The 22,686-nt window shown below is 62.7% G+C and carries 21 protein-coding genes; 14 read left to right on the plus strand and 7 right to left on the minus strand.

The features are described 5' to 3' along the window. Positions 1 to 942, plus strand: a 942-nt coding sequence (locus VLU25_14410) for a hypothetical protein (protein HSR69125.1), incomplete at its 5' end; no start/stop codon positions are given. A 21-nt stretch (positions 943 to 963) separates the two neighbouring features. Here VLU25_14410 and VLU25_14415 read toward each other — a convergent pair. The 6 genes from VLU25_14415 to VLU25_14440 all read right to left on the minus strand — a co-directional run bounded on the left by VLU25_14415 (position 964) and on the right by VLU25_14440 (position 6,992). Next, complete coding sequence (locus VLU25_14415; protein HSR69126.1) at positions 964 to 1,137, minus strand: hypothetical protein; 174 nt, start codon at positions 1,135 to 1,137, stop codon at positions 964 to 966. A 163-nt stretch (positions 1,138 to 1,300) separates the two neighbouring features. Continuing rightward, complete coding sequence (locus tag VLU25_14420; GenBank protein ID HSR69127.1) at positions 1,301 to 2,173, minus strand: hypothetical protein; 873 nt, start codon at positions 2,171 to 2,173, stop codon at positions 1,301 to 1,303. Further along, positions 2,170 to 3,198 (minus strand): NAD(P)-dependent alcohol dehydrogenase, encoded by a 1,029-nt coding sequence (locus VLU25_14425; protein HSR69128.1) that lies wholly within the window; start codon positions 3,196 to 3,198, stop codon positions 2,170 to 2,172. Before VLU25_14425 ends, VLU25_14420 begins: the two co-directional genes overlap by 4 nt. 93 nt (positions 3,199 to 3,291) lie before the next feature. Beyond that, a complete protein-coding gene (locus tag VLU25_14430) occupies positions 3,292 to 4,398 on the minus strand; it encodes a M56 family metallopeptidase (GenBank protein HSR69129.1) in 1,107 nt (368 codons plus the stop codon). 181 nt (positions 4,399 to 4,579) lie between these two features. Continuing rightward, entirely contained in the window at positions 4,580 to 5,968 is a 1,389-nt protein-coding gene (locus tag VLU25_14435; protein ID HSR69130.1) for a class II fumarate hydratase, read from the minus strand. 52 nt (positions 5,969 to 6,020) lie between these two features. Then, positions 6,021 to 6,992 carry a lysylphosphatidylglycerol synthase transmembrane domain-containing protein gene (locus tag VLU25_14440; GenBank protein HSR69131.1) on the minus strand — a complete coding sequence of 324 codons (972 nt, stop codon included), beginning with the start codon at positions 6,990 to 6,992 and terminating at the stop codon, positions 6,021 to 6,023. A gap of 140 nt (positions 6,993 to 7,132) precedes the next feature. Between VLU25_14440 and VLU25_14445 the strand changes: the two genes are divergently transcribed. From VLU25_14445 to VLU25_14455, 3 genes are read left to right on the plus strand one after another with little or no spacing between them, the layout of a single operon-like run. Next, positions 7,133 to 7,924, plus strand: coding sequence for an ABC transporter permease (locus VLU25_14445; protein ID HSR69132.1), 792 nt, complete (start codon positions 7,133 to 7,135; stop codon positions 7,922 to 7,924). A gap of 2 nt (positions 7,925 to 7,926) precedes the next feature. Next, positions 7,927 to 8,709: an ABC transporter ATP-binding protein gene (locus VLU25_14450; GenBank protein HSR69133.1), complete on the plus strand. Its 783-nt coding sequence runs from the start codon at positions 7,927 to 7,929 to the stop codon at positions 8,707 to 8,709. Positions 8,710 to 8,712: 3 nt separating this feature from the next. After that, on the plus strand, positions 8,713 to 9,216 hold the full coding sequence (locus VLU25_14455; protein HSR69134.1) for a dTDP-4-dehydrorhamnose 3,5-epimerase family protein: 504 nt from the start codon (positions 8,713 to 8,715) through the stop codon (positions 9,214 to 9,216). Between the two features lie 6 nt (positions 9,217 to 9,222). Here the strand turns inward: VLU25_14455 and cobU are convergent, their stop codons facing one another. Continuing rightward, the gene (gene cobU, locus VLU25_14460; protein ID HSR69135.1) at positions 9,223 to 9,777 is read right to left on the minus strand and encodes a bifunctional adenosylcobinamide kinase/adenosylcobinamide-phosphate guanylyltransferase; all 555 of its coding nucleotides are present in this window, start codon (positions 9,775 to 9,777) and stop codon (positions 9,223 to 9,225) included. Here cobU and cobS point away from each other — a divergent pair. The 10 genes from cobS (at position 9,776) to VLU25_14510 (ending at position 22,663) form a co-directional block, all read left to right on the plus strand. Next, on the plus strand, positions 9,776 to 10,600 hold the full coding sequence (gene cobS / locus VLU25_14465; protein ID HSR69136.1) for an adenosylcobinamide-GDP ribazoletransferase: 825 nt from the start codon (positions 9,776 to 9,778) through the stop codon (positions 10,598 to 10,600). The genes cobU and cobS overlap by 2 nt on opposite strands. Then, positions 10,597 to 11,181 (plus strand): histidine phosphatase family protein, encoded by a 585-nt coding sequence (locus tag VLU25_14470; GenBank protein ID HSR69137.1) that lies wholly within the window; start codon positions 10,597 to 10,599, stop codon positions 11,179 to 11,181. Before cobS ends, VLU25_14470 begins: the two co-directional genes overlap by 4 nt. Positions 11,182 to 11,207: 26 nt before the next feature. After that, complete coding sequence (locus VLU25_14475; GenBank protein ID HSR69138.1) at positions 11,208 to 12,620, plus strand: metallophosphoesterase; 1,413 nt, start codon at positions 11,208 to 11,210, stop codon at positions 12,618 to 12,620. Between the two features lie 141 nt (positions 12,621 to 12,761). Beyond that, the gene (locus VLU25_14480; GenBank protein ID HSR69139.1) at positions 12,762 to 14,711 is read left to right on the plus strand and encodes an acyl-CoA dehydrogenase family protein; all 1,950 of its coding nucleotides are present in this window, start codon (positions 12,762 to 12,764) and stop codon (positions 14,709 to 14,711) included. Between the two features lie 49 nt (positions 14,712 to 14,760). Further along, positions 14,761 to 16,050, plus strand: coding sequence for an acetyl-CoA C-acyltransferase (locus VLU25_14485; protein HSR69140.1), 1,290 nt, complete (start codon positions 14,761 to 14,763; stop codon positions 16,048 to 16,050). Positions 16,051 to 16,072: 22 nt separating this feature from the next. Beyond that, complete coding sequence (fadJ, locus tag VLU25_14490; GenBank protein HSR69141.1) at positions 16,073 to 18,190, plus strand: fatty acid oxidation complex subunit alpha FadJ; 2,118 nt, start codon at positions 16,073 to 16,075, stop codon at positions 18,188 to 18,190. A gap of 267 nt (positions 18,191 to 18,457) precedes the next feature. Beyond that, positions 18,458 to 19,030: an isoprenylcysteine carboxylmethyltransferase family protein gene (locus VLU25_14495; protein ID HSR69142.1), complete on the plus strand. Its 573-nt coding sequence runs from the start codon at positions 18,458 to 18,460 to the stop codon at positions 19,028 to 19,030. 12 nt (positions 19,031 to 19,042) lie between these two features. Continuing rightward, positions 19,043 to 20,050 (plus strand): pyridoxal-phosphate dependent enzyme, encoded by a 1,008-nt coding sequence (locus VLU25_14500; protein HSR69143.1) that lies wholly within the window; start codon positions 19,043 to 19,045, stop codon positions 20,048 to 20,050. A gap of 9 nt (positions 20,051 to 20,059) precedes the next feature. Continuing rightward, complete coding sequence (locus tag VLU25_14505) at positions 20,060 to 20,419, plus strand: hypothetical protein (protein ID HSR69144.1); 360 nt, start codon at positions 20,060 to 20,062, stop codon at positions 20,417 to 20,419. A gap of 195 nt (positions 20,420 to 20,614) precedes the next feature. After that, positions 20,615 to 22,663: a sulfatase-like hydrolase/transferase gene (locus VLU25_14510; GenBank protein HSR69145.1), complete on the plus strand. Its 2,049-nt coding sequence runs from the start codon at positions 20,615 to 20,617 to the stop codon at positions 22,661 to 22,663. Positions 22,664 to 22,686 lie beyond the last annotated feature (23 nt).

Raw genomic sequence — 22,686 nt, forward strand, 5'->3', positions numbered from 1 at the left:
CTCTCCGAAGCGTTGGCGCGGATTTGGCCCGCCCACCTGTCGCGGCTTGCCTGGGAAGACTTGGAGCAATTTCGCAAGGCCCGGGACGGTGTCTCCTTCATCGTGGATCCAGAAATGGGGTTCAGGCCGGTCTTGGGATATCGGGCTCATGAAGGACGCTACGTCTACAGCGACTTCGGCACCATCGTCAACGATTATCCAGCCCGAAAGCGTCCAGACGTCGAACGGCTTCTCTTTATCGGCGATTCCGTCACTGCCCGAGGAAGGATTATCGCAGGCCTGCGCAAGCTCTACGGAGAAGCCGGCTATGAATATTGGAACGCCGGCGTCGAGTCCTTCAACACCCGTCAGGAAGTGCTTTTCTACCAGAAATTCAATCACCGGCTGGAACCCGACCACGTGATACTGACCGTGCACATCAACGACTTCCAGGTCACGCCCGTGGCCTTCGTCGACAATGACGGATACATGCGCGTGTATATGCCGGGAAATACAATGGAGGGACTGAGCAGGGTTCTTTTCCGTTACTCGGAACTCTACCGCCACTACCTTTCATGGACGGCCTCACAGCAAGCGGGTTTTGAGCGAGCATCCGCGGAAGTGCGCGATTCGCTGGCACTGCTGCAGGAGGAGCTGGGCTCAGAGATCCGTTTGAGCGTCATCATTTTTCCGGTGCTCAAGCCTCTCCAGGAATGGACGGACGAGGAGGAACGGACGCGCGCCCGGTTGCTGCAGTTTTGCGACGACTTGCAGTTGCGTTGCTACGATCTGACCCCATTGCTCAGCCGCCAGTTGTCGGCCGGAAGAACTGTCCGCGACTCGCCCACTGATGTTTTTCATCCCAATCAGTCCTTCGGCGCCGCCATCGCGGAGTTTCTCTTTGGCCAAGGCTTGCTCGATCCCGCTTATTCCAACCGTCCCGCCGGTCTCTCCCGGCGATAACGGAGCCGTACTGCCATCGCCTCACGCCATATGTCTTTCAAGAAGTTGTCTCATCGGGTTGTCGGGGGGATCGGTGACCAGGTCGATGGGACGGGAATTGGAGCTGTTGGCCAGGTGGGGATCGGCGCCGGGGGCCAGGAGCAGTCGGGCTGAGATCTCCACGGTGAGCCCACCGCCCAGGCCGCTCTTCTTCAAACGTAGCAGGCTACTCCCGCGCCAGTCGGAAAGCGAGCCGATTCTTGAAGGGTGGGAGGCGCATCCTTGCGGCGATCCCCACAGTGGCTCACGCGGCCTCCAGCGCTTCGATGACCGCAGTGAAGGCCCAATGCTCTCGGCGGTATGAGGTCGCTCGCTACGTTTAGAGATCCCCCCAGCGGGTGTGGAGGGCGTGTGCGAAGCGGGCGGGGGCTGAGGGGGACATGCGCAGGTAGAGGGAAGGTTCGATAAGTTCCAATTCGACCAGCCAGAAGCCGGAGCCGTGGTTGGCGCGCACGTAGTCGGCGCGGGCGTAGAGGGGCGGCTCCGGCAGGGCCTCGATGGTGCTTCGGCCTGCATTCAGGATCGATTCTTCGGGCAGGACGGACCGGATGTCGGCGCCATGCTCCTCTTGCACTCTGAAGTCCTGATCTTTGGGCGTCTTGAGGATGGCGTGGCTGTACTGGCCGTTGAAATAGAAGAGAGAGTACTCACCTTCTTCGAGCACGGAGCGGACGAAGGGTTGAGCCATGAGCGGGCGCTGCGAATAGTAAGATTCCACTTCGCTACCCATTCGGCGCAGCGCGCCCCGATCCAGGCGATAGGCCCCGTCGGCGTTGGCGCCGATGACTGGCTTGATCACGATTTGCTCGTTGCCGACAGTCTCGAACAGGTCGCCGATGCGGCCCGGCTCGACTCGGTTAAGCCAGCAAGTGGGGATGATGGGGACGCCCCTCGCCTCCAGATCGCGCAGGTAGGTCTTGGATAGGTTCCAGCGCACCAAGTCGAGACTGTTGAAAAGCTGCGCCCGTGAGTTCTCGATTCGCTCCAGGACGGCCAGAAAAGCCTCGGGGTCGTTCTGGTAGTCCCAAGGCGAGCGGATCACCACGGCGTGGAAGCTGTCCCAAGCGCGGGAATCGCGCCAAGGAACGGCTTCGACCTGCCAACCCAGCTCCCGCAGCGGCCGGTAAGCGAGCTGGTCGTCGATGACGAAGTCGGCGGCGTCGCTCAAGGTCAAGAAGGCACAACGTTTCATGAGGCGCTGGACTCCCATGGGGCTGATCCTACAGCCAGAATCACCTTGCCCCGAGTTTCGTCCTGGGTCAAATGACGGAAGGCTTCGGGGAACTCCTCCAGCCGATAGGTGCTGTCGACGACCGGGGTGATCTTGCCCTCCGCCAGAAGCTGCCGGAGAAAAGTCATGGCCTCTTTGCGGCTGGGGACGGACTCGCGTCCCAAGCGCAGTTGCTCGCGGAAGAAAGAGCGGAAGATGAGCGTGAGAAAAAGGGGGAAGAGTCCGAACAGTCGCCTCGACGACGAGTCGAAGCGCTGGTGCCCGATGAGCACGTATTTTCCCTGCGGTTTGAGCGTCCCCAAGCAGCGGGAGATGGAATAGTTGCCGGGGACGTCGAAGATGAAGTCGTAGCGGACGTCTCCCCGGGTGAAGTCCTGCCGCTTGCAGTCCATGACCTCGTCGGCGCCCAGGGAGCGGAGCAGGCCTCCCTTGCCGGCCGTGTCCACGGCGGTGACGTGGGCGCCCAGTGCCTTGGCGATCTGCAGAGCCAGAGTGCCCACACCGCCTCCGGCGCCGTTGACCAGCACTTTTTGTCCCGCTTGGATCAGCCGTCCTCCCCGCAGGTTGAGCAGGGTGATGTATCCGGAAGTTGGAACTGAGGCCGCTTGCTCGAAGGTGACGTTGTCGGGTTTAGGTTCCAGCCACTCTTCCCGGACGGCCACGTATTCGGCAAAGGCTCCTCCGTTGGCCCATTGATGTGAGGCGATGGTTTCGCCGAATACGGCATCCCCGGGGCGGAAGCGCGTCACGTGGGCCCCGACCGATTCCACCGTTCCAGCCATGTCGGTGCCGGGAATCGGCTTCTTGGGCCTCCAGAATCCACCCCCCATGACACGCAGAAAGGCCGGCCGGCCCGTCACCACGTGCCAGACGTCGGGATGAAGCGAGGCCGCACGCACCCGCACCAGGACTTCCTCATCGCCCACCGCCGGCCTATCGACTTCCCGCACTTCGAGGTCATCGATAGATCCATATCGAGTTTGCACCACAGCCTTCATCACACCTCACCCTGTGACTGTTTAGATCTCGGCACTAACAGCTACGGTCTTAAGCGTGATCGCATTCAACCTGGCGGCAGGCTACAGCTTCAGCAGAAGGCCGTCGAGGAGGTCTCCGGAGGGCGAAGGTTCGTCGCCGTCAGATCGCTGCTGCTGTTGCAGCTTGAGCTGCTGGGCGTAGGGGCAGGGGGCCTTGGCGGGAGAAAGGGCGGTCAAAGTCAGGAGCAGCGCTCCGGCGCAGACAAGGGCCGCGCGGTGGCGCAAGGTGAGGGGATGCGCGGGTGCCCCCGAGAGGATGCGGCGCAGGCGGTTTCCCAGGGGAGCGCCGGCCGCGCCGGCTAGCCCGGCCACTTCTTTTTCCATGCGCAGCCTGACCACCTTGAGCAAGCCGTCGGCGTAGCTGCGCGCGTCCTCAAGGTTAGCCAGCACCAGGTCGTCGCAGGCGGCCTCGCGGGTGGAGAGCAAGCGGCGGTTGAGAAACCAGGCCAGGGGATGGAACCAAAAAAGACAACACGCCGCCATCGAGATCTGAGCCGTCAAGTTGTCGCGCCGCAATACGTGGCCCAACTCGTGAAGAAAGACCCCTCGCAATTCCGGGTCGCTCAGCCCCTTGGCCATATGGGAAGGCAAGACCACCACAGGCTGGCGGACGCCCCAGACTCCGGGACTCTCCAGCTTGTCCGTCAGCAGCAGCCGCACACGGCTGTGGACGCCCAATCGGCGGCGGGCCTCTTGCAGGAGGTCGTATTCCCGTCCTCCTGTCACAGGAGCCTCGCTCTTAATGCGCTTGCTCAGCCGGCGTGTGCGGCTCATCCAACGGGCCCAGACGAGCAGGGCGCCGGCCAGCCAAAGGAGGCTGAGGAGAAGCCACCAACCGCCCCAGAGGCTCCTCAGCGCCGGCGCCGTGGCTTCAGATTGAAAGATCCAGAAGAGTCCGTGAGCGGACTCCGGCGTGGGAATACCCAGTCCCGGAAAGAGACTGGCCAGAAAAACGGTAGGCAGCAAAAACTTAGCCGTGGCCAGCATCCAGACCCAAAAACGGGCCCGGGCCGGGGCCTGTTTGAGTATCCAGACCACCGCAATCGCCACCACGGCGAAAGCCGTAGCGTGCCAAAGATGATCCAGGGCCAAGGGCCAAAACCAGGCTGAGAGAGCCGTGACCAAGTCCCAAGCGGATGGGGGCTGCATGCTCCTTTACACGCCCGTCGATGCAAAGAAGTTCCGTCAAGAATGAAACTCTGTGCTTTGCCGCTAGCCCTCGATTCGCTCGATCCCGGGAACCCGGCTGGCGAAAGCCTGATCAAGGCGAAGACGATCCACTTCTGAGAGCATCGCGAGTGTTCTCGCCGCAGGAGTTCGTCGCTCCTCCTCACTCCCCACGGGTCTGACGCATGGGGTCGAGGGCTTCGTTCAATTCGTCCTCTGGCAGGACCTGCTGCTCAAGGGCGATCTGGCGTACGGTGCGGCCGCTTTGGTAGCTTTCCTTGGCAATCTTGGCGGCCTTGTCGTAGCCGATCTTGGGTGCCAGTGCCGTGGCCATGGAGATTGACAGCTCGATCAACTCCTTGCAGCGCTCCTCATCGGCCTGAAGGCCGTCCACGCATTTCTCGGCCAGCACGCTGGAGGCGTTGGCCAGCAGTTCGATGGACTGAAGCAGGTTATAGGCGATGACCGGCTTCATGACGTTGAGTTCGAAGTTGCCCGACTGCCCTCCCACGGTAATGGCCGCGTCGTTGCCGATCACCTGGGCGGCCACCATGGTGACGGCCTCGGGAATGACCGGGTTGACCTTTCCGGGCATGATGGAACTCCCCGGCTGCACGGCGGGAAGCTTCAATTCGCCGATTCCGCAGCGCGGACCCGATCCTGCCCACCGCAGGTCGTTGGCGATCTTCATGAGACTGCAGGCGATGGTCTTGAGCTGTCCGCTGGCCTCTACCGCGGCATCGCGTGCGGCCAAGGCTTCGAAGCGGTTGTCGGCCTGGCGGAAGTCGACTCCGGTCCATTGCGAGATCTTGGCCACGACTTTGGCGGGGAAGCCGGCGGGACAGTTGAGTCCAGTGCCGATGGCGGTTCCGCCGATGGCCAGTTGCGAAAGCGACTGGCGGGTCGACTCCAGGCGGCGGATGCCCTGCTCGACCATGGAGGCGTAACCCGAGAACTCCTGGCCCAGGCGCACGGGCACGGCGTCCTGCAAATGGGTGCGTCCGATCTTGACGATGGAATCGAACTGGCGGGCTTTCTCGGCCAGCGAACCTTGAAGTTTCCCCAGCGCGGGCAGCAGCACTTTCTCGATCTGTTCCAGGGCTGAGACGTGGATGGCGGTGGGGATGACGTCGTTGCTCGACTGCCCGTAGTTGACGTGATCGTTGGGATGGATCTCGCGGCTGCCGACTTGTCCGCCCTTGATTTCAATGGCGCGGTTGGCGATCACCTCGTTGGTGTTCATGTTGGTGGACGTGCCCGAGCCGGTCTGGAAGATGTCGACCACGAATTGGCCGTCATGCTTGCCCTCGATCACCTCTTGGGCGGCTTGGCAGATGGCTTGGCTGACCTCTCCCGACACCGTCCCCAACTCGCGGTTGGTCTCGGCTGCCGCTTTCTTGATCAGTCCCATGGCCCTGATAAAGGGCCTGGGAAAGCGCAGGTCGGAGATGGGGAAATTCAATACCGCGCGCTGGGTCTGCGCTCCATAATAGGCATCGGCGGGTACTTTCATCTGGCCCATCGAGTCTTTCTCTATTCGTTCTTCGGACATTGGATTCTCCTCAATTTCACACCCAACATTCTATCGCGTGGGAGGTTCTGAGTCAGCCCGCCGCCGGAATCTCGTTGAAGCGCTCGTCCTTCTTGTAGAGGTGGTAGACGATTCCGCCCGGTAATCCTGCCAGCAGGAAGACGCCCAGGTGAAGCAAGGCCAGCGAAACCGAGTATTCCTGGCTGACTCCGATGGTTTGGAAGAGCTCGATGTAGACCGTTTCCCTCAACCCGACCCCATTGATGGTGATGGGCACCATGATGGTCAGGTTGACCAGCGGGATGAAGATCAGGAAGACATCGAAGTCGGCGGGCAGGCTGATGGAGAGGGCGGCCAGCCAGACCACCACGACGGCCAGAAACTGGATGAGCAGCGAGTACCCGGCCGACTTGAGGACGGCCAGCGGATTGCGGCGCAAGGTGCGCAGTCCCAGCGCCACCAGTTCCACCTTCCTCTCCAGCCCCTCGCGCTTGAAGCGCTGCATCAGTCGGCTCAGCAGGCGGTGGGTGACGGAGTGGAACAGCACCACATTGGCCAGCATGTAGACCAGCAGGATGATGACGAAGACCCAGGTCAGTCTCACGCCTCCGATTCGCATCGGGTAGACCAAGGCGGCCGCCAGGCCGATGAGCAGCAAGGCCAGCAGTCCGGCGCTGCGGTCGAGAATGAGCGTCATCAGGGTGGTGGACATGCCGCGTCCGGTGCGCTTGGAAAGGTAATAGGAACGGAAGAAGTCTCCTCCGATGCCCGAGGGCAGGAAGAGGTTGAAGAAGAACCCGATGAAGGTGATCTTGGCGACGGCCGAGTAGCCTTCGGACACGTTGAAGTTGCGCAGGATAACCCGCCAGCGCTGGGCGCTCAGCAGCACCGTCAGGGCTTGCACGACGCCTGCCGCCAGAAGAAGCAGCGGATTGGCTGAAGAGAGCACCGTCCAGAAGCGCCCTAAATCAATGCGGTAGAAGACGGTCGCCAGGAGGACGGCGGTGACGGTCAGCTTGAGAATCAGGCGCGTGCGCGACGACATCGGTCTCCTCTCGGCGCCCCCGGCGGGCGGAACGGCGACTTCCGCGAGCGCGGGCGGAAGGTCAGACTAGCCGAGGGTCCGCGGACGGGTCAAACGGATGGCCACTTTCATGATATCCTGCCCCGGCTTGCCAAGTGGACATGAGCACCAAGGGATGGATCGCCGATACGCTGGTTCTGTTTCGCTACCGTGAACTCCTCCAGCGCTTGATCGCCAAGGATCTCAAGGTCAAGTACCGGGGATCCTATCTGGGCTTCCTCTGGTCTCTCCTCAACCCCCTGTCCCTGGTGGTGGTCTACAGCCTGGTGCTTCGCTACGTGATGGGAGTGCGGGAGATTTCTCCCCTGCTGGTGGTGACGGGCATCATTCCCTGGGTCTTTTTCGCCAATACGGTCAACAGTTCCACCGAGTCGATCATCAGCAACGCCAACCTGGTCAAGAAGATCTTCTTCCCCAGGGAGATCCTGCCCGTCTCTACGGTGGCTTTCAATTTCATCCAGTTCATCATGGCGGTGGTGGTGTTCATTCCGGCGGTCTACGTCCTCAGGGGCGATCTGCCCTGGACGCTGGTCTTCTATCCCATGATCGTGGCTCTGCAGTGGATCTTCGTCTTGGGCGCAGCCCTCTTTCTTTCGGCGGTGACCACCTTCTACAAGGACGTGCGCTATCTGACCGAAGTGACGATGATGATCGTCTTCTGGATCACGCCCGTCCTCTACCACTACCAGATGGTGGCCGACAAAGGCCTGGCTGTTTATTTCTGGATCAATCCGCTCAGCTCTTATTTCTTCGCCTACCAGTCCTCGGTCTACTTTGCCGAGATCCCGCGCTGGGAACACTGGCTGGCCATGGGCGGCTGGTCGTTGGCCGCCCTGGTGGTGGGTATCTACACTTTTCGGCGCACTCGGGCCAAGTTCGTGGAGGAGTTGTAGTCGTGGCCGAGACCGTGATCGATATCCGCCAGGTTTACAAGAGCTTCGTCGTCCGCCACAACCGGACCGAGTCGCTCAAGCAGCTCTTCATCGGCTGGCTGGATTGGCGGCGGCGCGAGCGACGCGAGACCTTTTGGGCCCTGGCGGGAGTCGATCTGCAGGTGGAACGCGGCCAGGTGGTGGGCATCATCGGAAGCAACGGGTCAGGCAAGAGCACCCTGTTGCGGATCGTGGCGGGGATTTTGGAACCTGAAAAAGGGCAAGTGGAGATCAGGGGCCGAGTGGCGCCTATGATCGAAATCGGGGTGGGCTTTCATCCCGAGCTGACAGGGGAAGAGAATCTCTACCTCAACGCCGCCCTCTACGGTCTGGCGCGGGGAGAAATCGACGCCATCCGCGACGAGATCGTGGCCTATTCGGGTTTGGAGCGATTCATCGACGTCCCCATCAAGAACTATTCCACCGGAATGTACATGCGCCTCGGATTCGCGGTGGCGGTTCATCTGCGTCCCGACATTTTGCTGGTGGACGAAGTTCTGGCCGTGGGCGATGAAGAGTTCCAGGATAAGTGTCTGGACCGCATGCGCCGTCTGCGCCAGGAGGGCACCAGCATTCTGCTGGTCTCTCACGACTTGGACCAAGTCACCAAGATGTGCGACAAAGTCTATGTCATCTCGAAGGGCAAGCCGCTCTTTTGCGGTTCGTCCCGAGAGGCCGTCGACCTTTATCGCCAGAAGATCGAACCGAGGGAAGCCGGCAAGAAAGAAGAAGCTCCGACAAGGTAAGACATGGACATCAACAGCAACGTAGCAGACGCCGAGTTCGAGTCCGCCAAGATCGAAGGCGTGGTTATCAAATACTTGAAGACCTTTCACGACGAACGCGGATTCTTCCGCGAAATCATCCGCGTCAACGATTCTTTCTTCGAGGAGGGATTCGGGCAGTGGAGCCACGCGGTCATGCACACTGGAACGGCCAAGGCCTGGCACGTTCACCGTGAGCAGGTGGACTGGTGGTACGTCTTCGGCGGCGTACTCAAGGTGGCGCTCTTCGACCGGCGCAAGGGCTCGTCCACCGAGGGCAAGATGATGCGGTTTCTGATGGGCGACGAGCAGCGAGCCGTGTGCGTCAAGATTCCGCCCGGAGTGGCCCACGGCTGCCGTTGCCTTTCCGGACCCGCCAACCTCTTCTACGTGACCTCCAACGTCTACAATCCCGATGACGAGGGGCGCATTCGGCACGACGATCCCGACATCGGCTATGACTGGGAGAGCTGGCCCGAGATCACCTAGCAGCGCCTACTTGATGCGGTTGGGGATGCCGGCGACCAGCCAGTAGACGCGCGTGGCGGACGCGGCCAGGCGCTGGTTGGCCAGTCCGGTCAGGTCTCGGAAGCGGCGTGAGAGCGGGTTGGCCGGGACGATTCCGGCTCCCACTTCGTTGCTGACCAGGATGAGACGTCCCGGCTGGCGGACGGTCCATTCGGCCAGGCCTTCGATCTCGCCTTCGATCTCTCGGTCAGAGCGTTCCCGGCACAGCAAGTTGGAGATCCACAGCGTGATGCAGTCGAGCAGCACCAGGTCGGATTCCTGTGCCGCTCGAGACAAGCGGGGCAGGATGGAGAGCGGCTCCTCGACCGTGGTCCAGTGAGGCGGACGGTAGGACTGGTGGCTTTCGATGCGCCGCCGCATCTCCTCGTCGAGCCCTTCGGCGGTGGCCAGGTAGACGACGCGCTGAAAGTCTCTCGCCATCTGCTCGGCGAAGCGGCTCTTTCCGCTGCGCGCTCCTCCCGTGACCAGGACTGTTTGGCCCGGCTCCAGTTGATGGTCCCGGCTGTCAGAGCGGTTCGTCATGAGCCTGCTATGCTGTTTCCGCGTGCTGGAGCCCGTGGGCTCTTCCCAATGGACCTTTCCTGAGACGGACGACATGGTAGTCCCCTTTTTGTTGGCGGTGCAATTTTTGACGCGGATTCCGGTGCCCTTGAGGCAGGAGCCGAGTCCCTCGTCTTTGCGCTGGTCGACGGCCTTCTATCCCCTGGTAGGCGGACTGGTGGGCCTGGCCTGCGCGACAGTCTTCAGCGCCGCTCTGTGGGCTCTGCCCGCCTCCGTGGCGGCGCTGGCTGCGGTGGCCACCGGAATCCTCCTCACCGGGGCCCTGCATGAGGACGGACTGGCCGACTACGCCGACTCGCTGGGGGTCCGCGGCGGACGCCAGCGCAAGCTCGAGGTCATGCGCGACAGCCGTATCGGCGTCTTCGGGACGCTGGCCCTCATCATCGCCGTGGGCGGACAGGTGCTGCTGTTGGCCTCTCTGCCTCCCCTCTGGGCCTGGCACGGACTGATCCTGGCCCACCTCATAAGCCGCATGGCCGCCCTCCTCGCGGGACATCTGCTGACGCCCGCCCGCTCCGACGGGCTGGGCCGTTCCTTGGCCCTGCGGACGGGTGCGCTTCAGATCCTGCTGGGACTGGCCACCTGCGCGGCGGCCGTGTGGTGGACGCAAGGCTGGATCATCATCACCGCCCTCGTCCTGCCCTGGCCCCTGGTCCTGCTGCTGGGCCTTCACGCCCGCCTGCGCCTGGGCGGACTCACCGGGGACGTGCTGGGCGCCATCATTGTCGTCTTCCACCTGGCCACCTACCTGGGCCTGGCCCTCCACCTGGGGAGGACCCCATGAAGAGGCGCCTCTACCTGGTGCGCCACGCCGAGGTGCGCAACAAAGGACGCTTTCACGGCAGCACCGACGTCGAGCTCTCCCCGATGGGGCGGCGCCAGGCCCGTCGCCTGGCCGAGAAAGCCCGCGATTGGGATCCCCAGCGGCTGGCCGGCAGCGACTTGAAGAGGGTGCGCCAGACAGCCCGTCCGCTGGCCCGGCTCTTCGGGCTACGGCTTCACACCGATCCCGATCTGCGCGAGTGCCATTTCGGACGCTGGGAAAACCTGAGCTGGGATCAGATCGAGCAACTCGATCCCGAGCCCGCCGGCGCCTTCCTCAAGGACTGGGTGCGCAACGGCGCTCCCGATGGAGAGACCATGGAGCAGATGTCGCTCCGCGTGAAGGCCGCCTGGCAGCGCCAATGGGAAGCGTCCTGGGAACGCATGGTCCTGGTCGGCCACGCCGGCACCAATCTCCTTTTGCTGGCCCACTTCTTGGAAATGCCCCTCCCCAACCTCTTCCGCATCCGCTGCGACTACACCACAATAGCCGTGGTCGACTTCGACGACGGCGTCCCTCGGCTGAGCGCTTTAGGGATTTGAGAAGACGGTAGAGAGGAAGTCAGACGATGTTGAATTGCAGCAAGGCCATTTCGAGGCTTCCGGCCCTCCTCGCCCTGTGGACGCTGACTTGCGGCGCCCTGGCGGCTGCGGCTCAGGAATCCATCACCATCGGGATCATCGGCGATCAGACCGGAGCCGCCCGGATCGACGACTTAGCGCCCTCCTACAAGGTCTTGCGCCAGGGTGTCGAAGCCCTCAACCAACGGTCGCCGGACGTCGTCATTCATGTTGGGGACCTGGTCGAAAGCACACTCGAGCCTGAGCAGGTCCGGCAAGACTTCCAGCAGGCCGCCGACCTCCTCAACAGACTGAATGCCGATTGGTACCTGACGGCGGGCGATCACGACGTCAACCCTCCTGACTTCGTGCAGAATTCCACCGACCGTTCCCGCGAGACCCTCTTCAAGCAGCTCTACGGCGCCGTCAATCCCAAGGCTGCCAACCAGCTCTATTACGGCTTCGACGTCAAGGGCTATCACTTCATCTCCCTCTATGCCCTGGAGCATCTCCACACCGACCCCCGCTGGGGAAATGTTTTTTTCAGCGAGATCAGCGATGCTCAGTACAGGTGGCTGCAAGGGGACCTGATGGCCCATCAGTCAGCCACCGGCATGGTTGTTTTTCTCCACCAGCCCCTTTGGTACAACTGGAGCAGTTGGTCGCGCGTCCACGACCTGCTTAAGGACTACCCGGTGAAGGCCGTCATCGCGGGCCATTTTCACTACAACCAGATGGAGGCCGAATTGGACGGCATCCAATACCGGGTGGTGGGCGCAACCGGCGGCAAGACCAAGGACGGCAATGCGAACTCCGGCGACCTCCAGCATGTCACCCTGCTGACGATCGCCGACGGCAACCCGTCATTCACCATGATCCCGCTGGCGCCCTACACCCAAACCGACTGGACGCCCCGCTATTTCATGGACCGGGTGCAGGCCATGCATCAAGTCCTGGGCAATCTCTACAACTTCGCCTCCACTAGTCCCGTCTATCTGCAGAACGGGAGATTGCTTAAAGCCTGCGGCGAAGAGGACGCGGCCCATCTGGTGCTGCAATCGATCGGCAATCCCACCCAGTTTCCCTTGGGCATCTCCATCAGGGTCACGCCGGACCCCTCGGTCAGCGTGACCCAAGGGACCTTCGCCGCAGGAGTCTGCCAGGCCGATCAGTCGGATCTAGGTTGTCTGCTGGCGCCTTCAACATTCGTCCCCGTGTCGAACACCTCCGCGGTCCAGGTGCAGTTTCCGGGGGCACCTCCGCCGCCGCCGCTCTGGGTCGGAGAGATAGCCGCCGGCAGCCCTCCGCCGACGGTGGGCGACAACGTCAATCTTGAGGTGATTTTGTCGTTCCCGGCCGGCGGGCAAACCTACTTGCTCAACACGACGGTCTCTACGCCCGTACAAGGTTGCGCCGATTGAGTCGGGAACGAGTTGTGATCCCGCGAAACCCCTGCGATCCCTGGACTTATCTGCTATAATCCGAAGTTGGGACTATGCGGCCTCCGCTCGCGGTTGCATGCCCGACAATTTCGAATCTCAACCCTCCGGGGAGGCGTTCCAATGGCCAATCAGAAGAAAAATCGCAACGTCAGCGAGGCGGAAGCGCGCGCGGTAGCCGAGGCTTCACGCCAAAGCGAGTGGACTCAGCCCAGTTTCATGCGCCAGATGTTTCTGGGACGGTTCCGGCTCGACCTGATTCATCCCTATCCGCTGCCGCAGGATGAACGCCCTGAATTCACCAAGTGGCTGGCCGATTTCAAAGAGTTTCTGATGGGCGTCGATTCAGCGGCCATCGACGACACGGGAGAGTACCCCGAGGACGTGCTGGAGGGGTTGCGCAAGCTGGGCGCCTTCGGCATGAAGATCCCCAAAGAGTACGGCGGATTGGGATTCAGCCAGATCGAGTACGCCAAGGCCATGGAGCTGCTGGGCAGCGTGGACGGCAACCTGACCGCCCTGCTCTCGGCCCACCAGTCCATCGGAGTCCCCCAGCCCCTCAAGCTCTTCGGCAGCGAAGCCCAGAAGAAGGAATACCTTCCGCGCTGCGCCCGGGGCGAGATCTCGGCCTTCGCGCTCACCGAGCCGGACGTGGGATCAGACCCGGCCCGCATGAGCACCCTGGCCGAGCCCACCGAAGACGGCGAGGCCTACATCCTCAATGGCGTCAAGCTGTGGTGCACCAACGGCACGCTGGCCAAACTGCTGGTGGTGATGGCCCTGGACACTTCCATCAAGAAGATCAGCGCCTTCGTGGTGGAGACCGGTTGGGAAGGCGTCAGCATCGACACCCGCTGCCACTTCATGGGACTCAAGGCCCTGGCCAACGCCGTCATCAGCTTCAAGGACGTGCGCGTCCCCAAGGCCAACCTCATCGGAAGCCCCGGAAGGGGACTCAAGATCGCCCTCACGACCCTCAACGACGGGCGCCTGTCCATTCCCAACGCCTCGGTCGGCGGCGCCAAGAAGGCCCTCCAGATCTGCACCAAGTGGGCCAACGAACGCGTCCAGTGGGGCAAGCCGGTGGGCAAGCATGAAGCCATCGCCCACAAGCTGACCGACATGGCCGCCAACACCTTCGCCATGGAGTCGATGGCCCGTCTGGCCACTCACATGTCGGACCAGGGCAGCTTCGACATCCGCCTGGAGGCGGCCGCCGCCAAGGAATGGAACACTTCGCGGGGATGGGAGATCGTCGACGACGCCATGCAGATCCGCGGCGGACGCGGATACGAAACCGAGCTCTCGCTGGAAAACCGGGGCGAAGAGCCCATCGGCGTGGAGCGCATGATGCGCGACTACCGCATCAACCGCATCTTCGAGGGCTCCAACGAGATCATGCACCTGTTCATGGCCCGCGAGGCGGTCGACAAGCACCTCCAGGTGGCCGGAGACATGATTAATCCCAAGAAGCCCATGGGGGCCAAGCTGGCCGCCCTGCCCAAGATCGGACTCTTCTACGCCTGGTGGTACCCCAACCTGTGGCTGCGCTGGAGCCTGCCTCCGCGCTACGCCTCCTTCGGCAACCTGGCCGGACATTTGCGCTTCGTGGAACGCAAGAGCCGCAAGCTGGCCCGCGAGGTCTTCCACGGCATGATGATTCATCAGGCCAAGATGGAACGAAAGCAGATGTTCCTCTTCCGCCTGGTGGACGTGGCCAACGAACTCTTCGCCATGGCCTCCTCGGTGAGCCGGGCCCATGCCATGCGCCAGGCCAATCATCCCGAGGCCGAGCAGGCCGTAGAGTTGGCCGACATCTTCTGCCGTTCGGCGCGGCGCAAGGTCAACAAGCTCTTCGGCGACCTTTGGGGCAACGAGGACGACCGCAAGTACCGGGTGGCCAAGCGACTCCTGGAAGGCCATCACGACGCCTGGATGAACGGCGGAACCATCGAACTGCTGGAAGGCCTGGAAGCGCGGGCCCGCCAGCGTGCCGCCAGCGGAGAGACGGCCGACGTCGAGGCCGCTTCCTCGGACGTCGAGAAAGCTCAAGAACCGGCTCCGGTAGGCTGACCCGCGTTCCCGGGGCCCGCTGCAACGCGACTTCGCCGAAAGTCCGAATATGAAGCTCAATTTCAGAGCGGCGGTCGTCGTCGACGGCTGCCGCATTCCCTTTCAGCGCTCCTCCACAGGCTACAAGAAGCTGCGCTCTTACGACCTGGGACGGATGGCCGTCAAGGCCCTGCTGGAGCGCAATTCCGTCGATCCCTCTTCCATCGACCGGGTGATTCTGGGGACCGTCATCTCTAATCTGGCCACCAGCAACGTGGCCCGCGAGTCGGCCCTGGGGGCCGGCATTCCCGATCACGTCCCCGCCCACACCGTGACCCAGGCCTGCGTCTCCGCCAACCAGGCCGTCACCTCGGGCGTGGACCTGATCCGCGCTTCCCAAGCCGAGATCGTGGTGGCCGGCGGAACCGAGAGCATGTCGGACGTGCCCATCCCATTGCGGCGTCCGCTGCGCGACAAGCTGGTGGAAGCCCAGCGCTACAAGGGGCTGGACTGGCTCAAGTTCCTCAAGGGCTTGAGGCCCAGCGACTTTCTTCCGGCCGTCCCCGCTATCAGCGAGTTCTCGACCCAGCGCACCATGGGCGAAGACTGCGACCAACTGGCGGCCCGCTACGGCGTCACTCGGCAAGAGCAGGACGAGTTCGCGCTGCGTTCCCACAAGCTGGCTCACCAGGCCTGGGAAGAAGGCTGGTTGCAGCAAGAGGTCGAAGCCGCCCACGTTCCTCCCGACTTCGAGACCGTCGACAAGGACAACGGGATTCGAGCCGATTCGAACAAGGAGAAACTGGCCAAGCTGCGTCCGGCTTTCGTCAAGCCCTACGGCACTGTGACGGCGGGGAATTCATCCTTCCTGACCGATGGCGCGGCAGCCGTGCTTCTGATGTCGGATGAGAAGGCGCGCTCGCTGGGTTTGCAGCCCAAAGCCTTCGTCAGGGCCTACGCCTGGACCGCCCAGGATCCCTATGAAGAGCTGCTTCTGGGTCCCGCCTACTCGGTTCCCAAGGCGCTGGACAAGGCAGGAGTGCAGCTTGCCGACATCGACGTCTTCGAGTTTCATGAAGCCTTCGCCGGACAGATTCTGGCCAATCTCAAGTGCCTCCAATCAGACTCTTTCGCCGCCGACAAGCTCAACCTCTCTCAGGCCGTGGGCGAGGTGCCCATGGAGAGACTCAACCTGTGGGGAGGATCGTTGTCGCTGGGGCATCCTTTCGGCGCCACCGGAGCCCGCATCATCACCACGGCCTGCAACCGTCTTCTCAAAGAGGACGGCCAACTGGCTCTGGTGGCCTCCTGCGCCGCCGGCGCCATCGGAAACGCCATCGTACTGGAGCGAATCCATTGACCTTTCAGCCACTCAACCGCCCATGAGCTTCATCAGCAAAGAAATCGAGCGCGACGTGGCCCTGCTTTGGATGGATCAGCCGGGCCAAAAGCTCAACACGCTTTCCTACAAGCTGCTGGACGAGTTCGCGGCTCTGCTCGACGATCTGGAGCGGGACAGCAACATCAGGGCCCTGGTGCTCATATCCCGAAAGCCCGAGAACTTCATCGCCGGGGCCGACATCAAGGAATTCGCGGAGCTCGACACCGCCGAGAAAGCTGCTCAGGCCAGCCGTTCGGGGCATGCCATGCTGGACCGCCTGGCCGCCTTCCCCAAGCCCGTGGTGGCTGCCGTCAACGGCGCTGCCCTGGGTGGCGGACTGGAACTGGCCCTGGCCTGCCATTACCGCATCGCCACCACCCACTCCAAGACTCATTTCGGCCTTCCCGAGGTCAAGTTGGGACTGCTGCCCGGCGCCGGAGGCACCCAGCGGTTGCCCCGTCTGATCGGCTTGCAGAAAGCCCTCCCTATCCTGCTCACGGGCAAGAACGTCTATCCCTATCCCGCCCGCAAACTGGGGTTGGTGGACGACCTCATCCACCCGCCGGGGCTGGCTCACGCCGCCCTTCAAGCGGCCCGCAGGCTGGCCGACGGCAAGAAGCCCAAGCGCAAAGGGCGCGGCTTTCTGGCCTGGTTGCTGGAAGGCAACCGCCTGGGCCGTTCCATCCTTTTCAGGAAGGCCCGCCAACAGACGCGCAAGCAGACCTACGGCAATTATCCGGCTCCTCCCCGCATCATCGACGTGGTCAAGACCGGCTTCGACAAGGGCATGCAGGAGGGGCTTAAAGCCGAGGCCCGAGCCTTCGGCGAACTGATGCAGACGTCCCAGTCGCAGGAGTTGACCCGCCTTTTCTTCGCCCTGACTTCAGACAAGGAGAAGTGGGACGAAAAGGCCCGTCCGGTGAGGACGCTGGGCGTGCTGGGAGCCGGCTTGATGGGGTCGGGCATCAGCCAGGTTTCAGCCGCCAAGGACTACCAGGTCTTCATGAAGGACTTGGATGAGGAAGCGGTGGCGGCCGGAGAGAAGCAGATCTACGACGATCTGCAATCCAAGGTCAAGAAACGCGCCATGACCGCTTTTCAGCGCGACCGCCTGATGAGCCGCATTCATCCCGTCACCAGCTACCGGGGATTCGACCGGGTCGATTTGGTGGTGGAGGCGGTCTTCGAAGATTTGGAATTGAAGCGGCGTATCCTGGCCGAGGTGGAGGAAGCCGTCGGCGACGACACCATCTTCGCCAGCAACACCTCGGCCATCCCCATCGCCGAAATCGCGGCCAAGGCCAAGCGTCCCCAGAACGTCATCGGGATGCACTATTTCTCGCCCGTTCCCAAGATGCCTCTGCTGGAGGTCATCGCCACCGGCAAGACGGCTGAATGGGTCGTTCATACGGCGGCTCAGGTGGGCGTCAAGCAGGGCAAGACGGTCATCGTGGTGGGCGATGGACCCGGCTTCTACACCACCCGCATCCTGGCGCCCATGATGAACGAAGCCCTGCTGCTGCTGGAAGAAGGCGCGGCCATCGAGCAACTCGACAAGACCATGAAGCAGTGGGGCTTTCCGGTCGGTCCCGTGACCCTGATGGACGAAGTGGGAATCGATGTCGGGGCCCATGTTTCCGACACCCTCAGCAAGGCTTTTTCAAGGCGCGGCGCGACTCCCTCCACGGCCATGCACCAGTTGGTTCGCGAGGGCTACAAGGGAAAGAAGAACCGCAAGGGCTTCTACCTCTATCCGCGCAACCGGAAGAAGGGAAAGAAGCAGGTCAACAGCAAGATCTACGATCATTTCGGCGGGCGCCGGCGCAAGCTTTTCGAGAAGGAGGAGATCGAGAACCGCCTTTCCCTGGTGATGATCAACGAGGCGGCCTTGTGCTTGCAGGAGGGCATCCTCCACCGCCCCAAGGACGGCGACCTGGGAGCCATCCTGGGTCTGGGCTTCCCTCCCTTCCGGGGAGGTCCTTTCCGCTACCTCGACCGCATCGGCGTCGACAACGCCGTTTCGCTGCTGCAATCCCTGCAGTCAACCCACGGCCCCCGCTTCGCCCCCGCCCAGATCCTGCAGGACTACGCCTCCGCCAAACGCCGCTTCCACCCCTAGGGCCACTAGGTGGCCAACAAGTTCACACACGTGTCAAGTTTCAGTGACCGCGGTGAAGGCCCGATTGCTCCCGGCGGTACGAGGCTGCTGGCTACTTAGCTATCTATAGCCAGGCTGGCGCAAGGACCCGACCTCCAAGGGCCAACTTCCAAACAGGGATTTGGTTGTTAAACCGCAGCAAAGGCGGCAGCGCTTGGGCGAGGGGGATTTGACTATAATCACCATTTGGCGTTCGTGAGAGCGCCCACGGGGGACGACTTGGTCGCAATGAGATTAGCGGTGGCGGCGGTTTGGGTGGTGTACTTGGTGCTGTTCTTACGGCTTCTGAGGGGGTCGTTTGAAGCCAAGGAATCGGCGGCTGGCGGATGGGCGGGGATGATCCTGCAGTTGGCGGCCCTGGGAGCTATCGGTTTCTTTCATCGCTCTCCGGGTCATCCCGGCTACTGGGCGGACATGGCTCTCAGCAGCCTGGGGTTGAGTTGCGCCGTGGCAGCCGTGCTGGTGACACGCGCCGCCCTTTCCCGGCTGGGCCGCCAATGGAGCCTTACGTCCAGGGTTCGCGACAGCCATCAATTGATCACCGACGGCCCATTTTCCAAGGTGCGTCATCCCCTCTACCTGGCCTTTTTTCTCCTCACCGCCGGGACCGCCCTGGCGCTGGCCGATTGGGCGGGAATCGCCTTGGCTCTGCCCCTCTCGCTGGGAGGTGCGGCGGTTCGGGCGCGCAATGAGGAAAGACTGCTGCGCAAGGAGTTTGGAGAGCGATTTGAGGTATATGCCCAAGAGGTCCCTTTTCTATTGCCCAGTTTTCTGTCAAGATCTTCAGCCAAAGAGGGCTGAAAGGAAGGGTTTGTGTCAGGAGGAGCACTTTCCGACGTCTTAATCGAGGAAGCCGCCGAGTACCTGCGCCGTAGGATCAGACGGACCCCCGTCGAGCCGTCTCCCGCTTTGAGCGAGATGGTGGGAGCGCCGGTGTGGCTTAAGCTGGAGTTTCTGCAGTTGACCGGGTCTTTCAAGATCCGCGGCGCCTATTTCAGCCTTTCCAAGCTGAATGCGGTTCAGAAAGCCCGCGGGGTGGTCACCTGCTCGGCGGGAAATCACGGCAAGGCGGTGGCTTACGCCTGCCGGCAGATGGGCATCAGCGCTCGGATTTATGTGCCTTCCACGGTCGACGAGGCCAAGTACCAGGGTATGTTGGAGCTGGAAGCCGAAGTGGTGCGGACCGAGCATGAGGGCTACGACGAGTGCGACGAGTACGCTCAGCGCGAAGCCGCCGAGATGGGAATGACCTTCCTTTCCCCTTTCGACGACTGGAACGTCATGGCCGGCAATGGAGGATCGCTGGCCTGCGAGGTCCTGGAGCAGACTCCCAACGCACGCAGTTTCTTGCTGCCCGTGGGCGGTGGCGGACTGGCGGCCGGGTTCGCCCGCTACCTGGAAGAAGAGTGCCCGCGGGCTTACCTGATGGCTTGTCAGTTGGCGGCATCTCCCGCCTTGCAGCTTTCCCTCCACAGGGGCCAGGCGGTGACCCGCCTGCCGGGTGCCGAAACCGTGGCCGGAGGCCTGGAAGGAGGCCTGGGCCGCAGGACGTTCAGCGTCCTCAAGGAGCGCGTGGACGAGGTGGCGCTGATCGAAGAGGACGATCTGGGCCCGGCCATGCAGTGGATGATCGACCATCACCAGTATCTGATCGAGCCCTCGGCGGCCGTGACCTTGGCTGCCGTCCTGTGCGGACGCATCGGCCTGCCCGCACAACCCACCGTCATCGTCCTCTCGGGACGCAACGTAGCCTTGCCGACCTTGCGCGGCCTCCTGGAGGCCGAATCCCTCGAGTCTCATCCCGTCCGGGCCCTCATCTAGGAGGCCTCCATGACCCGCTCAGTGGGTTGCACCGTGCACGCCGCCGTGTTGGCGCTGATGCTGACCCTGGCGGGGATCGTCATCCTCCTGATCGATTCGGAACGACACGCCCAAGTGCGCGACCTGACCTACCCTGAGTTCAGGCGCCTGCTGGAATATGACCGGCTGTTGGCCGATTCTGACCGGCCGCTCTTGCTCTTCCAGCAATCGGTGCGGGGACGCTACCGCGACGAGCAGGGACAAGTCCACCGCTTCCGCGCCTTTCTTCCCCGCCAGCAGAGGGACCGCATCGAGCAATTGCTGCGGGGGCGCCGGTTGCCCTATCAGGAGCGTTCGGGCGAGGGTCATCTGGGGGCCGTCGGCGAGTGAGAGAGGAGGGTCGAGGGGCGGGGTTGACAGGGTGAAAGGCCCCTGTCTACCGTAGAACCCGTGAGGCTGCCGATGTTGAGGTTCGCTAGCGGACAGTTTTTTCGGATAGCGGCGGTATTGGCCGCATTCGCTGCGTCCTGGGCGGGGGGAGAAAGTCGCGCTCGATCTTCGCAAGAAAGCAAACCTCCCCTGATCTTGGTCACGATCGACACTTTGCGGGCCGATCATCTGCCCATGTGGGGCGCCCGCGACGTCAACACCCCCAACCTCGAGGCTCTGGCTGAGCGTGCCGTCATCTTCCAACAGGCCGTCACTACCGTACCTTTGACCCTGCCCGCCCATGCCAGCCTGCTGACCGGCGCCTATCCGCAGTACCATCAACTGCGAACCAACTCCGCCACCCGCCTTTCCGAGGACATTCCCACATTGGCCGAGGTGCTCAAGAAGAGGGGTTATGAAACGGCGGCATTCCTGGCTTCGGCGGTGCTCGACCGGCGCTACGGACTGGACCGGGGATTCGATCATTACGGAGATCAGTTCGGCTTGCAGGCCCGCTATTCGGGCAAGACGGCGGAACGCACCGCCGAGAGCGTCATGGACGAAGCGCTGCAATGGATGGATTCGCGCCGGGGACCCGTCTTCGTCTGGATTCACCTCTATGATCCTCACGCCCCCTACCAGGCGCCGGGACCCTTTGGCCGGCGCGGCTACAAGGGCGAGATCGAATACGTCGACTCTCAGATGGGACGTCTGAGTGCCTTTCTCAAGCGCAAGGGCTGGGATCGCAGCGGGCTGCTGGCGGTTCTCTCCGACCACGGCGAAGACCTGAACCAGCACGGAGAACCGGCCCACGGCTTTTTCATCTACGACACGGTCATGCGCATCCCCTTGTTGATCAAGTTTCCCGAGGACGAGCACGCGGGGGTGAGGGTGTCTCAGCAGGTGCGCATCATCGACGTCCTCCCCACCCTGCTGCGCGCCCTGGGGGTGCCTCTTCCCCGCCATCCGGCACTGCAAGGGGATGGACTGCTGCCGCTGGTACTGGGCAAGGAACGGGCGCCTCAGCCGGCCTATGGCGAAAGCCTCTACGCCCGCGTCCATTTCGGCTGGAGCCGCCTCTACTCGCTGCGCACCGAGCAGTGGAAGTACATCGAGGCGCCCCATCCCGAACTCTATGACCTGAAAGAGGACCCCGCAGAGGAAACCAATCTCTATTCCGACCGCACCAGCCTGGCCAACCGTCTGCGCCAGATGCTGCGCGAGGTGCGTACGCGCTACCAGGGACAGGAGGCGGCTCAGCCGGCTGCCATGGATCCTCAGCAGCGCCAGCGCTTGCAGTCGCTGGGCTACCTGAGCACTTCGAGTCCCGTCGACCTGAGCGCAGAGGACGGAGATCTTCCCGATCCCAAAGACAAGATCGAGGTTTACGCCAACATTTATCGAGCCATGCAGGCCTTTGTCGAAGATCGCCTCCAACAATCCCTGCGCTATCTCGAGCAGGCGGTCGAGAAGGATGCTTCGACGCCGCTGGTTCACGACTACCTGGGCCGCGTCTACTCGCGTTTGAACCGTCCTCAGGAGGCCATCGCCTCCTACCGGAAGGCCCTCGAGCTTTCTCCCGGAGACCTTCAGGCGGCCACCAATCTGGCCTTCGCCTATTTGCAGGCAGGACGCGCTCAAGAGGCCGCCGAGGGACTCGAGATGGTGACCAAGGCCAACCCCTCCGACTGGCAGTCCTGGCATTTTCTGGGTGTGGCGCGCAGCGGACTGGAACAGTGGGAAGGAGCCGCTCAAGCCTTCTCCCGCTCGCTGCAACTGAAGCCGGGGTCCAAGGACGTCCTCTTCAACCTGGCCACCTCTTACGGACACCTGGGGCGGCACGACAAGGCCATTGAGACTTTCCGCCGCTTAGCGGAAGCGGCGCCCGACGATACCCAGGCCTTGAGCGGACTGGCCACTCACCTGGAGGCGGCGGGCCGGGAGGAGGAAGCGGTCGAGATCTATCAGAAGGCCATCCAGGCGGCGCCCGGCGACGCCGCGGGATACTTCAACTACGGCAATTTCTTCGCCCGCCGGGGACGCTGGGCCGAGGCCGAGGCTCAGTACCGCAAGGCCGTGGAGCGGGATCCCGAGTTCGCCCAAGCCTGCCTGACGCTTGCGGTCGTCCTGCAACGCCAGGGAAAGCTGCGCGAAGCCTCTCAGTGGGAAAGCAAAGCCCGGCAACTCATGGGGCCGCCCGGTTGACGAGCGCTGTAAAGTCAAAGATG

It is taken from the genome of Acidobacteriota bacterium (genome assembly GCA_035471785.1).
Classification (GTDB): Bacteria; Acidobacteriota; UBA6911; order RPQK01; family DATIPO01; genus JANQFM01.